The sequence below is a fragment of the Psychrobacter sp. DAB_AL32B genome, from assembly GCF_002224105.1.
Taxonomy (GTDB): Bacteria; Pseudomonadota; Gammaproteobacteria; order Pseudomonadales; family Moraxellaceae; genus Psychrobacter.
In genome coordinates, this window is record NZ_NEXU01000021.1 from 1 (window position 1) to 15,783 (window position 15,783).

The window sequence follows — 15,783 nt, forward strand, 5'->3', positions numbered from 1 at the left end:
GTTGTGGGGGTTTGATAAGTTAATTTGTGGGGCAGCAGGTTCAACGAAGGGCATGGGGTTCTTGATTGGGAAATGGAGACACTGGGTGATCCTTTGATGGATTTGGGTAGCGCCTTGGCTTACTGGATTGAAGCAGATGATAATATCATTATGCAGCAGTCACGCCGTCAGCCTACGCATTTAAAAGGCATGATGACACGTGATGAAGCGGTGGCCTATTATCTTGAACAGACAGGATTAAAGGTAGATAACTGGACTTTTTATGAAGTATTTGGTTTATTTCGTCTAGCGGGTATCGTCCAGCAAATTTACTATCGCTACTATCATAAACAAACGACCAATCCTGCGTTTAAGAACTTTTGGATTATCGTGCATGTACTACATGCCAAGTGTCTTAAACTGATTGCTCAGTATGAAGGCGAGGTGCTATTTACCAGCCATGTACAGCCGCATCTGCAAGATATGGGTGTCGATGCTGCCACGATTGAGCAGTTACCAAGTCCTGTACAAGCCGTTATTAAAGGCATTTTTCCAAAAAGCTATTTTGTACAAACTGCTCATAAAGCTGAAAAATGAGTATTTAAAGGAAAATTCAAAAAGTATTATTAATGAAGTGGCAATAAGTTAATAATAAGACAATAACAAGGTAATAATTTATGACAACCATACTTTTAGCGCGTCATGGTCAAGCGTCATTTGGACAAGAAAATTACGACCAGCTGTCAGAGCTTGGTGAGGTACAGGCACAAATGCTAGGTCAACATTATGCTACGACCCAGCGCCGAATCGATGCTATTTTTACCGGTAGCTTAGTCAGGCAACAAGATTCTGCACGGCATTTTTGGGAGCGTTATCAGTCATCTGTTGGTACGGATAGTGATATATCCAGCAAGCCAGCAATCGATATGAGTGCGCCAGATAGCTATGTACTGCCACAATTTGATGAGTTTAATCATAAAGATGTATTCATAAAATCCGATCCTGCTTTTATGAGTAAAGGTGCCATTGCGCTTGAGATTGCTAAGTCAGAGATGCCAGTCACGCGCCTAGCTGAGCTTTTTGATGCCGCGATGCAGCGCTGGCATGGTGGCGACAATGATCATGACTATATCGAAAGCTGGTCACAATTTAATGAACGTGCAAAGCAAGCACTTGAGCAAGTACGCATCCAAGTGGCAAACCTAAGTTTAGATCGTGATAGTACGGTTTTGGTGTTTACTTCAGGCGGTGTGATTGCAGCAATTACTGCACAATTATTACAACAGGGCAGTCAAACCGCTTATCAGCTGAATAAAAGCTTGGTCAATACAGGTGTGACGTCTATTACTTTAAAAGAGCAGAATGCACGTTTATTGTCTTTAAATGAATACAGTCATCTATTTGCTGAGGGCAAACGCTTTGTGACATGGCGATAAGTTGGTAAGTAGTTTTAATGGTAAAGCTTTTTTAATAAGGTATAGTTGATGCATTTTAAAAGTATAATAATTTATGATGAATTAATAATTAGCTTAAGCGGATAAATACGGTCAGATAGAGAGTTAGTAGAGTATTCACGTTATCTTTATATCGTTATTGATACATAAGGGACTATTCATGCAAAATAAATTACTGAGCCTAGTGGCAAAAAAGGCTGCCAAAAGTAAAAATCAATTATTTAGTGCCATACAGCCAGCACGTTATTTAAAAGGCTTGAATAAGCAACAAGTAGGTCGTGGTAAAACGATTTTAATTACGGGTGCTAGCTCAGGATTGGGCGAGGGTATGGCAAGATTGTTTGCTAAGCTTGGATATAATTTGGCAATTTGTGCGCGTCGTGCGGAGCGTTTAGAAAGTCTACAAACTGAATTATTGTCACAATATCCTGATATTCGCATTGAATACCGTGTATTAGATGTCAGCGATTATGATGCGATTTTTACAGTATTTGACGCTTTCGCTGCTGATTTTGGTCATATTGATAGAGTGGTGGTCAATGCGGGTATTGGTGATAGTCGTCGTATTGGTAAAGGGCGCTTTGACACCAACCGCCGTACGGTTGAGATCAACTTTATATCAGCGCTAGCGCAGTGTGAAGCTGCAATGAATATCTTTCGTGCACAAAACAGCGGTCATCTGGTGGTGATATCAAGTATGTCAGCGATGCGCGGACTACCTAAGCACTTAACTGCCTATGGTGCAAGTAAAGCAGGACTGGCTCATCTAGCAGAAGGCATTCGTGCTGATATGCTATTGACTAAGTTGCCCATTCAAGTCTCTACTATCTATCCAGGTTATATCCGTACTGAAATCAATACCAATGCTAAACCGTTACCGTTCGAAGTTGATGCAGATACGGGCACTAAAGCCATTGTTGCAGCCATTGAAGTTGGTGTAGAAGAAGCTTGCGTACCAAGCCTGCCATGGTCAATTGTCGGTCAGGCAATGAAGCACTTGCCCTTACAAGTCGTTAATAAAGTAAGTTAACAGCGCTTGCTTTGAGATTGGTATCAATCAAGACAAAAGAGACAATAAAAAGCCCTCTACATCATGATGTAGAGGGCTTTTTATTGTCTCTTGTTTTAAGGTTACAACTTTTAGAAACTATAGTGTTTGAGGATTGTCTGACATATGTTTTTCACGCAGTTTTTGGCGTAATACTTTGCCGACATTACTCTTTGGCAGCTCAGTAACGAACTCAATATGACGTGGACATTTATAACCAGTCAAATTATCTAACGCAAATTCTTTAATATCGCTCTTGGTCACATTGTTGTCAGTAGGAATGATATAGATTTTAACGGCTTCACCTTGATGCTCATCAGGGATGCCAATGACTGCACAATCAAGAATACCCTTATAATCAAACATGACAGATTCTATTTCGTTCGGGAAAACGTTAAATCCTGACACCAAAATCATATCTTTTTTACGGTCAAGTAAGGTGATATAGCCTCTGTCATCCATGCTGATAATATCACCAGTACGGAAATAACCATCTTTAGTAAAGTCATCGGTATTGTCTTTATTAAAGTATCCTGAGGTAATATTTGGTCCTTTGATACACATCTCGCCAGACTGATTGAAGCCCACATGCTCACCATTATCATCGACCACGATAACATCGACACTCGGTACAGGAATGCCAATGGTGCCATTAAACTTCCGATCAGTAATGACGTTGGCAGTACCGGCCGCAACCCCTTCAGTCATCCCCCAACCTTCAACCATCGGACAACCAGTAACTTCTAACCAGCGAGCTGCTGTTTGTTCGGTTGCTGCCATGCCGCCTGCTTGTGAGATACGTAATGAGCTAAAATCTAAGTCTTTAAAGGTTGGTTGATCAAGTAGCCCTTTAAACAAGGTATTAACCGCAGGGAAAATATGGAACGGCTGTTTTGATAAAGTTTTGATAAACCCAGGCATGTCACGTGGGTTAGGTATTAATATAAAAGTATAACCTGAGCGCATGCCCAGCATGCTAAGCATAAAGGCAAAAATATGATATAGCGGTAATGCCATGACCATATTGATATAGACCTCATTAATCTCTGAGGTAATAGGGCGATACCATGCTTCTGACTGCATAGCGGCGGCTACGACGTTGCGCTGAGTTAAGATAGCACCTTTAGACAGTCCTGTCGTACCACCGGTATATTGTAAGATGGCTGTTTGTTGCAGTGAGGTTTTTGGCGCTTTAAAAGGCAGAGTTTTACCTTTTTTAAGCACATCAGGGAATTTCGTGACATTATATTTAGGATCATTAAGATTGTACTTAGGGACTAAGCGTTTAACCTGACGGATGATGGTATTAACCAAAATACCTTTTAGACCCATCATATCGCCCATTTTTGATAGGACGATACGTTTGATATTAGTCTCTTCAATGACTTGCTCAAGTGCTTGGGCGAAATTATCGACCACAAAAATTACTTGAGCGCCTGAATCATTTAGTTGATGACGAAGCTCGCGACCAGTATATAGAGGATTGATAGGGGTACATACATAGCCTGCGCGCAAAATACCAATCATCGTAGGCAAATATTGCGGCACGTTTGGCATCATCACGGCCACTACGCTACCTTTAGGAATGCCTTGCGCTTGTAACCATGCAGCAACGGCAAGGGAGGCTTTATCCACATCACCATAAGTATGAGTGACGCCCATACAAATAGTCATAGGATGCATACGAAAACGGTCAAAGCACTCTTCATATAGCTCTATGAGACTTTCATATTGATCAGGATTAATAGTCTTGGGTACGTTATCTGGATATTGAGCGAGCCAAGGTTTATCGATTGTCATACTTAGTGTCCTTAAATTTTGCGATCAGTTAAGGCGCTATAAAAAAGTAGTCACATCCATGTCAACAATATGATTCATCGCAACGTAAGCGATGGATTGTCGAGTGTTATCCCATTTATTCACAAACTGCTAAAATACGGTGGCCTTTATAAAATTTTATTCAACTACAAATTTATATAACTACAAAGAATAAGCACCTAAGTATATTAAATGGCTAGTCATTGCTTTTGGTACCTCGGAGGTATTCTTCCGAAAAAGTGAATCAGTTAACCTGAGTCCAACCTACTATCAATTTAAATTAAGAAAAAATAGCGTAACATGTTTTGGCAACACATTAACATAACTACCATTGATTTGATTATTCTTATACAAGAACTTGATAGTTTATAGTTAAACTTGATAAATTAAAAAATATATGTTGCAAGCGAAAAAAGATAAGTGGTTGAGAATACAAGATGAACTGTATTTGAGAGCAGCATTTAAGGTTAAAAAGGATTCGTCACTTAGTCAATAACCTCTAATATAAGTAAAGCTATGAGATCAATTTAATGATTCTCTGTTAATCAGTTAGTTACAATAGGGTGGTTTTTAGCATCAAAAAATGCATGATAAATAAAAAAGCGCCCTACATAACATGTAAGGCGCTTTGAATGAGATTTCGCTTTAATTATCGTTGCGGATTGTCTGCCATATGCTTTTCACGGAGTTTTTGACGCAGTACTTTGCCAACGTTACTCTTTGGTAGCTCACTAACAAACTCAATATGACGCGGACATTTATAACCCGTCATATTATCTAACGCAAACTCTTTAATAATACTTTTGGTGACATTATTATCGGCAGGTATGATATAGATTTTAACCGCTTCTCCTTGATTTTCATCAGGAATACCAATCACTGCACAATCAATAACGCCTTCGCACTCAAGCATCACTGACTCAATCTCATTCGGATATACGTTAAATCCTGAGACCAAAACCATGTCTTTCTTACGATCTAACAAGGTAATGTAGCCTTTCTCATCCATGCTGACGATGTCGCCCGTACGGAAATAACCATCTTGAGTAAAGTCATCACTACTGTCTCTGTTAAGATAACCTGAGGTAATGTTAGGGCCTTTTACGCACATTTCACCAGCTTGGTTGATACCGAGGCTATTTCCTTCATCATCAATGACAATGACATCGATACTAGGAAGTGGTAAGCCGATAGTGCCGTTAAACTTGCGGTCTGTTACGATATTAGCAGTACCGGCCGCAACCCCTTCAGTCATCCCCCAACCTTCAATCATTGGACAACCTGTAGTCTCAAGCCAGCGCTTTGCTGTTTGCTCAGTGGCCGCCATACCGCCTGCCTGTGAGATGCGTAATGAGCTAAAATCCAAGTTTTTAAAGTTTGGATTATCGAGTAGTCCTTTAAACAAGGTGTTAACCGCAGGGAAAATATGGAACGGCTGTTTTGATAAAGTTTTGATAAACCCTGGTATATCACGTGGGTTGGGTACCAGAATAAAGGTATAACCTGAGCGCATACCGAGCAGGCTTAGCATAAAGGCGAAAATATGATACAGCGGTAACGCCATAACCATATTGATATAGACCTCATTAATCTCTGAGGTAATAGGCCGTGTCCATGCTTCTGACTGCATGGCAGCTGCTGCGATATTACGTTGAGTTAAAATGGTTCCTTTTGATAGTCCCGTTGTACCACCGGTATATTGTAAAAAGGCTGTTTGATCCAAAGACAATTTTGGCTTTTGGAAGGGAAGGTTTTTGCCTTTTTTAAGCACATCAGGGAATTTGGTGACATCATACTTGGGGTCATTCAAATTATACTTAGGAACCAAGCGTTTAACTTGACGAATAATAGTATTTACTAGAATACCTTTTAGACCCATCATATCACCCATTTTTGATAGGACAATACGCTTGATATGAGTTTCTTCAATGACTTGCTCAAGTGCTTGGGCAAAGTTATCGACCACAAAAATTACTTTAGCGCCTGAATCATTTAGTTGATGACGAAGCTCGCGACCAGTATATAAAGGATTGATAGGGGTGCATACATAGCCTGCGCGCAAAATACCAATCATCGTTGGCAAGTATTGCGGTACGTTTGGCATCATGAGTGCAACCACACTGCCTTGAGGTAGTCCTTGCGCCTGTAACCATGCAGCAACCGCGAGGGATGCTCTATCCATATCATCATAAGTATGAGTGACGCCCATACAAATACTCATTGGATGCATACGGAAGCGATCAAAGCACTCTTCGTACAGCTCCATGATGCTACTATATCTATCTGGATTGATAGTTTTAGGTACACTATTAGGATAATTCGCAAGCCAAGGTTTGTTTGGCATCATAGTCAGCGTCCTTGAAATTTAATATAGGTTAAGTTTTTGTAGCTAAGCAGCCAGATCCGTGTCAATAAGAAGAACAGCGCTGACATAAAATAATTATCGCTGATTCTGATAATATCCTTATCTATTGACGGACTACTAAGTTTCGGTGCGGTTATTTACGTTGATTAATGATAAAAGGGTGAGAGTCTAATGAATAAACAGTCTAATCTTAGATGAACATACTGCACTAAAGTATTTTACCAGTTATCTACAACTAAAATATAATCCATCCAATATAAAATGATACATTTAAGCAATACAATAGCATGAATCTAGGTAAAGTCACTATTAGCATGCGAACACTCCTCAGTCCATACAATATAGCTGTAGATGAATATATCTAGTCTTTAATAAAATAAAACCAGCGACCATCATGGCAGGCTAAACTGTTATGTATCATGAAAGAAGATTATTAGTGCAATTACTCATCATTATGTAGTGCTAGCGCTTGCTGAATAGCATCGTGTAATTCTTGTGGCACACGAATAGGGCGCATTGGTGCGATATTATTAACGTCAGCATCAGACTTATTATTAGAGATAGTGTCTGTTGTTAGCTGGTTTTGTACGCAGGCCACGACGATTTTAGTCTTGCTTAATAAAGTGGCGCTCGCCTTATTGTTGCCAGAAAACTCGTTCTTAGGTTGCTGACGATAAATACTTTGGTAAAAGATAATACTGGCGGGCTTTAGCTCAACTTTATCGATACGCACAGTGATAACTTCATCTAGCAAAATGGCTTGTTTGTATTGTAACTCGGCTTGGCTAACGACAAAATGCTGAATATTACCGTCATCGCTCTGCAAAAAATAACCATTTAGACCCAGCTTAGTAAACCAGTCACGGCGGCAGTTTTCAAAGAATACTAGATGATTGGCATGGTAGACTATGCCACCAGCATCAGTGTGATTGATATAAATATTATAATTAGTGGCAAATAGCGGCGTGGTCGCGCTACTTGGTTTTGATACGGCGTGTGTATTTTTAATAGTAACGGCTGTCATAATAATGCTCAATAGATTTTTTTTGATAAAGTGGTTAAATAAAGTGGCTGGATAAACATCGTTTAATAAAAATTACGGTATACGATAGTGAAGATAATAAGCGAGCGATACCGCATAGGTAACCACTAAGCAACCATAAGGTAGCCACGCTGAATAGTTACTCTAACTCAAGATATAAAGGGGCGCAACAGATAGAGTTGTCTATGTCTGTTATCATAAACCCCTGTGCTCTGCCGTATTTCACATATTCATATCAGCACTTATTTATATCAGCACTGTTTCATAACAACATTTATTCAGAAAAACATTTATTTATAAAAGCACTGTGATTTTATTTATTAGTATAGGATAATTTATGACCCGTTTTGTTTGCTTTAATATTAATGGTATCCGCGCCCGTCAACATCAGCTTGAGGCGGTAAGAGATATCATCGATCCTGATGTCATGGGTTTGCAAGAAACCAAAGTGCATGATGAGCAGTTTCCTCTTGAAAATGTTGAAAGTTTGGGTTATCACGTCGAGTATTTTGGACAAAAAGCCCATTACGGTGTGGCATTGTTATCTAAAGTCGCCCCTATTTTTGTACAAAAAGGCTTTCCTGGTGAAGATGCTGAGGCGCAAAAACGCTTTATTCATGCGCGCTATGAGTTTGATGGACGGGAGATTGATGTGCTCAATGGCTATTTCCCACAAGGAGAGAGCCAAGACCATCCGACCAAATTCCCGATGAAACGCGCTTATTATGCAGATTTAATGGCGTATATCGACACTTTAAAAGCGGAAGGACGCTCACTTGTTATCATGGGTGATATGAACATTGCCCCAGAAGATATCGATATTGGCATTGGTGAAGTCAATGCCAAGCGCTGGCTGAAAAATAGAAAAACCTCGTTTTTGCCAGAAGAGCGTGAGTGGTATGCAGCACTGATGTCACGTGAGCTGACTGATACCTATCGCCTGCATTATCCAGAAAGTACGGAATTGTACAGCTGGTTTGATTATCGCAGTCGTGGTTTTGATGATGACCCTAAACGCGGGCTGCGTATCGATCATATTTTATGTACGCCTGATTTGGTCAGTCAATGTGTCGATGCTGGTATCAGCTACGAGCTGCGCGCTATGGAAAAACCGTCTGATCATGCGCCTATTTGGACAGCATTTGACTTAACTAAAGTATAATAAAGATGATTTTATAACCAACTTTATCGCTCATAAAACATATATAAGTATTGAAGAATAAGGATTTGACTATGGCGGTCGGCAATATTGCAGTACCTGAGACGATTTATCCTATTAAGGGTATCAAATTAAGCGCCACCGCAGCAGGCGTACGCTATAAAGATCGCGATGATCTGGTGATCATTGAAATCGCTGCTGACGCAACGGCTGCTGTTGTGACGACTAAAAATGCATTTTGTGCCGCTCCTGTGCGTGTATTACGTGAACACTTTGCTAAAGCGGCACCTCGTTATTTGGTAACCAACACTGGTAACGCTAATGCGGGTACTGGCGCTGAAGGTAAACGTCGTGCGACAGATATCTGTGCTGCATTGGCTGCTAAAGCTGGCGTGGATACCTATGCTGTGTTGCCGTTTTCGACTGGAGTGATAGGTGAGCCGCTAAACAGTGACGCCATTATCGCTGGACTAGACAACGCATTAGCCAATCTAGCGCCTAATAATTGGCTTGCAGCAGCGAATGGTATTCGTACGACGGATACGATTCCAAAGCTCGCCAGTAAAAGGATCGATATTGCTGGCAGTAGTTATCATATTACGGGGATGTCAAAAGGCTCAGGAATGATCCGCCCCAATATGGCAACCATGCTCGGCTATGTGGCAACTGACGCTAATATTGCCGCTGATCTATTACAAGAGATGCTTAGCACCATTAATGAGCAGTCTTTTAATCGCATTACTGTTGACGGTGATACCTCAACTAATGATTGCTGCGTATTGATAGCAACGGGCGCTGCCAGCTCAGATATGATTGATAGCCCAGAGCATCCACATTACCAATCGATATTTGAGGCTTTGACTGAAGTTTTTGTTCGTCTAGCACAATTGATTGTACGTGATGGTGAAGGCGCTACAAAATTTATGACCGTAAAAGTTACGGGTGGTAAAACCACACAAGAATGCTGTGATGTCGCGTATGCCGTTGCGCATTCACCTTTGGTTAAAACAGCGTTTTTTGCCAGTGATGCCAACTGGGGTCGTATATTAGCAGCCGTTGGTTATGCTGGAATTGAAGACCTCGATACCGAGCAAGTCGATGTCTATTTAGACGAGGTTATGATTTGTCAAAACGGTGAAGTTGCACCGAGTTATACAGAACAGGCGGGCAAAAGCGTGATGAATCGTCCGGAGATTACCATTCATATCAATTTAGCACGTGGTGATGCTAGTGATACGGTTTATACCTGCGATTTGTCTTATGATTATGTCAAAATAAATGCTGATTATCGTAGCTAAGTATCCTCTATAAGTTCATATAAAAAACGCTCAGAATCGCTATGATCCTGAGCGTTTTTATTTTATTTTCCATATTATGAAGGTGTGGTTTGAAATCATATTATCTAAAATTATGCTATTTAAGTTACTAATAAAGACCATTGATTGATACCAGTTGCAAAAGCTGACGTTAAGTTACAAAGTAGTTATAGAGCGTTAGTTACTTTGCAACCTATACTAATTGCAGTAAACAATAAACGGTACTTCAGATAGGCTACTTATTTTATTTCGGTAAGTATGGGTTTTATTGAGATTGATGTCTTGCTTGCGATGAGCAGCGGTATCGTTATAACTGCCTACTATATTTTGAGCCCCGACAACAGATTAAAAAGAGCTCAAAAAGGTAATAATTAATACTAATACACTGAGGATTAAATAATGAAAAAACTAGCAATTGCAGCATTGATGACGACTTTTGTTTTATCGGGTTGTTCGACTATGGGTATGAATAATGAACGTACCATGGTAGTAGAAGGTGAAGCTATGGATGTTAAAGTTGTCAGCATTCCAAGTTTTAAGATAGAAATAGCGCCACTTAAAGCGGTATGCGAGCTTCAAGCTTCTAATGGTACGATGGTTGAATCAGAGTGCCTACAGTATCGTCAGACTTATCAGAAAAACTACACGCCTTTGAACGGTAATATCCAAGGCTTCACTTATGAGCCAAATTACCGCTATGTTCTAGATGTTCGTCAAGAAGTGGTCATGAATGAACTAACTAACGTCGCTAAGCCAGTTTGGATTCTAAATGAAGTTGTGTCAAAGAAAGCCGAATAATTATTAATTGATTACTGATTAATTGCATTTAGCGTAAACAAAAAGACCTCTAATTCGTTAGAGGTCTTTTTTATTGAATGAATTTTTGTAAAATTGATATCGACAAAGGCTATATAAACAAAGACTGTATTAGCACTGGCTATATTTTACACTGACACCTTGAGTGGCGGTAGGTATACGGTTGTCGGCATAAACGGCCAGTCCACCACGTGAGGTTTCTTTATATTTATCCAGCATATCTGCGCCCGTTACTTTCATGGTTTCGATGACTTTATCTAAAGAAACAAAGTGTTGTCCGTTACCACGGCAAGCAAGTCGTGCTGCATTGACGGCTTTGACAGCGCCCATCGCATTGCGCTCGATACAGGGTACTTGTACCAAGCCGCCCACAGGATCGCAGGTAAGACCTAAATTGTGCTCAATACCAATCTCGGCAGCATTGAGGCATTTAGCAGGATCGCCACCTAATATTTCTGCCAATGCAGAAGCTGCCATCGCGCAAGCAGAGCCGACTTCACCTTGGCAACCAACTTCAGCGCCAGAGATAGAGGCATTTTGTTTGATGAGACTACCGATAGCAGTGGCATTTAGTAAAAACTTGCGCGCGCCATCTATGCTGTAACTTGATAAAAAGTCGCGATAATAATGCATGACGGCAGGAATGATGCCTGCCGCACCATTGGTGGGTGCGGTCACGACATTACCGCCATTGGCATTTTCTTCATTAACCGCTAAAGCATATAAATCAATCCAATCCATTGCAACCAGTTTGTCATTTTTTGCAATCGGCTGATCTTTTTCAGCACACAGTTGCACATACAATGCTTGAGCACGGCGCTTCACATCTAAACCACCGGGTAATATGCCACTGTTTTGGCAGCCTCGTGTCACGCAATCTTGCATCGAATCCCAAATAGAATCTAAATAAGCAAATACTTCTGATTGCTCACGATAATGAAGCTCGTTCGCCAATACCAAGTCGCTGACACTTAAACAATGCTGGCGGCATTGCTCAAGCAGCTCTGCGGCGCTATTGAACGGGTAAGGAATAACATCAATCGTTGGCGTGGCATGATCTTCATCCGGATTGGTAGCATCTTCTTCATTGATAACAAAACCACCGCCAACAGAATAGTAGGTTTGCTGATAATGGCTGCCGTCTGCTAATAGCACACGGATAGTCATGGCGTTAGGGTGGTAGGGTAGGACGGTATCACCATACCAGTGAATATCACGCTCAGTATCGAAGGCAATCAGATGCTCGCCTGCCATATTGAGCTGCTTATCTGAAAAAATCGGTGACAGGTATTGACTGGTCAAACGCGTATCGATGGTACTGGGAGCATGCCCAAGTAAGCCTAGTAATATAGCCGTATCGGTTGCATGGCCTTTACCTGTCGCCGCTAGGGAGCCGTATAGCTCAATCTCTAGTGCTTTTATATTGGTTATATCAGTTTGCTTAAGTAATGACTCTAAAAACAAGTTAGCCGCTACCATTGGACCGACAGTATGAGAGCTTGAGGGGCCAATGCCGATTTTAAATAAATCAAATACACTAATCATAATAAATTACCAAAAAAGTGAGGTGGAGTCAGCTTAACCGCATAGCAAAACTATCGCGCCTACATAGAAGTATGATAGGCAACAGAAGATTACAAGCACCGTTGATCGGTGAATTTAGAGCGTCGTCTATGAAAATGTTTAAACGTGGTAGTTCGAGTGACGGGTGAATAATAGCTGTTGTTTATTATTAAATTCCGTTATGATGCTCGGCATCAACGCTTATGTAACATCCTGTAAGTTAACCGTCGCTGTAGAATACAGTAAGGTGCGAGCGGCCGAAGCGGTGAATTTAGTAGAACATATCTCGCCCGATACATCTAGCAAAATATGGCGGTTTTATAAAATAAGGCATGTTATCTGCCTTTCTCCAAACAAGTGAGTGGATATAGTAGAAACTTCTAAAAAGGCGTATCAATATACACTGCTTTCTTGCTACTTGTCATCGCTAAGTTGTAGGCACAGGTGATAGTTTATAAGTTATATATATATTCCAGCTATAGTTTAATAAACTATTTTGTTGTTAGATATTTTGTATGAGCGGAACGTTATTATCACGGTGTTTGTTTTATCTTTGATTGACTATAATTATTTTTATTACATAAGCAGCTGTCTATTATAATATGCTTTATTGACAATAACCATTATTACAAATATAGCTATTTATCATCTCTTTATTTATCTTAGCTATTACTAGCCTGTTATTATTAGCTTAGGCCTCATAGGACATTCGCGCATGGCAAACCCTCCAGAGAACTCATCTCAATCAGAGAAAAACAGTCAAGCAGAATCTTTATCTCCAACAGCGTTAGACGCTGCGGGTATCGATTCAGCTACGATAAGCTTACCGTATGATCCGGACTTTGAAAATGGCCGCTGGTTCCCTACATGGCGACCATTCAAAGGTGATTTAGACCGCACGCCAGTCGGTATCAATGAGTATTTGCCACCATCAAAAAGTATGCTACTTGGTGTACAACATACCTTTGCCATGTTTGGCTCGACAGTACTTGCGCCTTTATTAATGGGTTTTGATCCTAACTTAGCTATTTTGATGTCGGGTATTTGTACGGTGATGTTTTTTATCATCACTGGTGGGCGTATGCCAAGTTACTTGGGCTCAAGCTTTGCCTTTATCGGTCCAGTTATCGCAGTGACTGCTTATGCAGGTGTCGGGTTTAACGATAATTTGAATGTCGCTTTGGGCGGTATCATGGCATGCGGTATTATTTATGCTTTGATAGGCTTATTGGTGATGAAAACCGGTACAGGATGGATTGAGCGTCTGATGCCACCTATTGTCACCGGCGCCATTGTAATGATTATTGGTCTTAATTTAGCGCCAGTGACCATTCAAGGGGTATCCGCCAATCAGTTTGATGCGTGGATGGCTGCGTTAACGGTATTATTAATCAGCGGTGTGGCTGTCTTTACGCGCGGTATGCTACGTCGTCTCTTGTTGCTGGTTGGTTTGATATTATCTTATGTCGCTTACTATGTAATGACCAATATTATGGGCTTTGGTAGTCCCATTGATTTTAGTGGCGTGTCTAACGCTTCATGGTTTGGTCTGCCAAGTACTCATGCGCCAAAATTTGAGATGAGTGCCATTATCTTAATTGCGCCGGTGGCATTTATTTTGGTTGCCGAAAACTTAGGGCATTTTAAAGCGGTCGAAGGTATGACAAAAGCTCGCGTGACGCCTTATATGGGGCGTGCATTCTTTGCTGATGGCTTGGCAACGACGTTTTCAGCGGGCTTTGGTGGGACAGGTGTGACCACTTATGCTGAAAATATCGGCGTCATGGCAGTGACTAAGGTCTATAGTACGACTATCTTTGTCATCGCGGGTTTAGTCGCTATAATGCTGGGATTGTCACCGAAATTTGGTGCGATCATTCAGACCATTCCACCCGCATTATTAGGTGGCGCTTCTATCGTCGTATTTGGTTTGATTGCGATTGCTGGTGCAAAAATTTGGATAGACAGCCATATCGACTTTAGTAAAAACAGCAATCTAATCATTGCTGCTGTGACCGTCATTATGGGTACTGGTAACTTTAGCTTGCATTTAGGCGGCTTTGATTTAGGCGGTATTGGTACCGCTACCTTGACAGCAATTGTACTTAATGCCTTATTTAATCGTCAAAAAGATTAATTGTTTAGCCATCTTAAGCTTAAAATAACTTAATACATTAATAGATAAAAGCCACAATGATTATTGTGGCTTTTATTGATTACGCCTTTTATCTATAAAAATTGTTATTTACTGTGATCTTTACTTATAATCCCGCTTATAAAATCGTGCAAAAAACCGATAACGTCTTAGGGCGCGAGGCTTAGGTTTTAGTGAACCCAAATAGATGGCAAACATAGTCAGTAGCGCGCCACTCCATTGTAAGGTGTTGATAGACTTACCCAGCCAGCTGTAGTCAATCACCAATGCAGCAATGGGTTCAGTCAATAATAGCAGCCCAGTCAATGCCAAAGATAGCTTGGGAATAGAGTAGGCGATAAGACCCCAGGCTAAGCACTGCATCACCGTCCCATAAATCAATATCCAGCCAATCTCAGACCAAGTATTGGGTAGAATATTGCCCATATCAAAGACGAACATTGGCACAATCATCGCCAGTACGCCGCCGATACTCACCAGTTGCATCAATACAAATATCGGTGTTGGTTCAGTATCGTGCGTTTTGCGTATAAAAGTCATCGACGCGGCAAGCATCGCCCCTGATATAATACCAGTGACAAACCCCCAAGTAGCTGCCTTGTTTTGCGCAAACTCAGGACTCCCTATCATCGCCACACCTAACATCGCTAAAAACAAACTGATGAGCTGTAAGATAGATTGACGCTCGTTAAAATATAAAAAACCGATGGCCGCTAAAAAGAAAATCTGCAAACTGTTGAGTAAGGTTGAAATACCGGGACCAACCGCATAGATACTCTCGTGCCATAAAGCTAAATCCAAACCTAAAAATACGCCGGATAATAAACCATAAACGATAGCCCGCCTTGACTGCGGTAAACGTTGCCCCATCATTTTAGCCAGTATCGTAAAGATAATACCTGATATAGCAAGGCGCCAAAAAGCCATTGCCCAACCGCCAATAGCGACATGAGCTACAATCAAGCTACCCAAGCCAAAGATAATACAACCAATGACCAAGCCAGTTGCGGCGGAGCGTGAAGAGGCAATAGCCATGGATTATCCTTATATCAATACCGTTTTATTTTT

General features: G+C 40.9%; 11 protein-coding genes and 1 pseudogene. 7 read left to right on the top strand and 5 right to left on the bottom strand.

Annotation, left to right across the window (positions count from 1 at the left end):
• The 3 genes and pseudogenes from CAN34_RS03030 to CAN34_RS03040 form a co-directional block, all read left to right on the top strand.
• Positions 1 to 576, top strand: a pseudogene (locus CAN34_RS03030) (phosphotransferase); the annotation flags it as partial.
• Positions 577 to 656: 80 nt separating this feature from the next.
• Positions 657 to 1,415 carry a histidine phosphatase family protein gene (locus CAN34_RS03035; protein WP_089554394.1) on the top strand — a complete coding sequence of 253 codons (759 nt, stop codon included), beginning with the start codon at positions 657 to 659 and terminating at the stop codon, positions 1,413 to 1,415.
• Positions 1,416 to 1,593: 178 nt separating this feature from the next.
• Positions 1,594 to 2,463 (top strand): SDR family oxidoreductase, encoded by an 870-nt coding sequence (locus tag CAN34_RS03040; RefSeq protein WP_089554395.1) that lies wholly within the window; start codon positions 1,594 to 1,596, stop codon positions 2,461 to 2,463.
• 117 nt (positions 2,464 to 2,580) lie between these two features.
• On the opposite strand, the gene CAN34_RS03045 is transcribed toward CAN34_RS03040, so the two are convergent.
• From CAN34_RS03045 to CAN34_RS03055, 3 genes are all read right to left on the bottom strand, one after another.
• A complete protein-coding gene (locus tag CAN34_RS03045) occupies positions 2,581 to 4,281 on the bottom strand; it encodes an AMP-binding protein (RefSeq protein WP_089554396.1) in 1,701 nt (566 codons plus the stop codon).
• 667 nt (positions 4,282 to 4,948) lie between these two features.
• The gene (locus CAN34_RS03050; RefSeq protein WP_089554397.1) at positions 4,949 to 6,646 is read right to left on the bottom strand and encodes an AMP-binding protein; all 1,698 of its coding nucleotides are present in this window, start codon (positions 6,644 to 6,646) and stop codon (positions 4,949 to 4,951) included.
• 460 nt (positions 6,647 to 7,106) lie between these two features.
• Positions 7,107 to 7,688 carry a thioesterase family protein gene (locus CAN34_RS03055; RefSeq protein ID WP_089554398.1) on the bottom strand — a complete coding sequence of 194 codons (582 nt, stop codon included), beginning with the start codon at positions 7,686 to 7,688 and terminating at the stop codon, positions 7,107 to 7,109.
• 355 nt (positions 7,689 to 8,043) lie between these two features.
• Here CAN34_RS03055 and xthA point away from each other — a divergent pair, with 355 nt between their 5' ends.
• The 3 genes from xthA to CAN34_RS03070 all read left to right on the top strand — a co-directional run bounded on the left by xthA (position 8,044) and on the right by CAN34_RS03070 (position 10,979).
• On the top strand, positions 8,044 to 8,868 hold the full coding sequence (gene xthA, locus CAN34_RS03060; protein ID WP_079691899.1) for an exodeoxyribonuclease III: 825 nt from the start codon (positions 8,044 to 8,046) through the stop codon (positions 8,866 to 8,868).
• A 71-nt stretch (positions 8,869 to 8,939) separates the two neighbouring features.
• On the top strand, positions 8,940 to 10,163 hold the full coding sequence (gene argJ / locus CAN34_RS03065) for a bifunctional glutamate N-acetyltransferase/amino-acid acetyltransferase ArgJ (RefSeq protein WP_089554399.1): 1,224 nt from the start codon (positions 8,940 to 8,942) through the stop codon (positions 10,161 to 10,163).
• Between the two features lie 417 nt (positions 10,164 to 10,580).
• On the top strand, positions 10,581 to 10,979 hold the full coding sequence (locus CAN34_RS03070) for a DUF4377 domain-containing protein (protein WP_079691896.1): 399 nt from the start codon (positions 10,581 to 10,583) through the stop codon (positions 10,977 to 10,979).
• A gap of 129 nt (positions 10,980 to 11,108) precedes the next feature.
• On the opposite strand, the gene CAN34_RS03075 is transcribed toward CAN34_RS03070, so the two are convergent.
• Entirely contained in the window at positions 11,109 to 12,542 is a 1,434-nt protein-coding gene (locus CAN34_RS03075; RefSeq protein WP_089554400.1) for an L-serine ammonia-lyase, read from the bottom strand.
• A 733-nt stretch (positions 12,543 to 13,275) separates the two neighbouring features.
• Between CAN34_RS03075 and CAN34_RS03080 the strand changes: the two genes are divergently transcribed.
• Positions 13,276 to 14,697 (top strand): solute carrier family 23 protein, encoded by a 1,422-nt coding sequence (locus tag CAN34_RS03080; protein ID WP_089554401.1) that lies wholly within the window; start codon positions 13,276 to 13,278, stop codon positions 14,695 to 14,697.
• Between the two features lie 120 nt (positions 14,698 to 14,817).
• Here the strand turns inward: CAN34_RS03080 and CAN34_RS03085 are convergent, their stop codons facing one another.
• Positions 14,818 to 15,750 (bottom strand): DMT family transporter, encoded by a 933-nt coding sequence (locus CAN34_RS03085; RefSeq protein ID WP_089554402.1) that lies wholly within the window; start codon positions 15,748 to 15,750, stop codon positions 14,818 to 14,820.
• Positions 15,751 to 15,783: the final 33 nt, after the last annotated feature.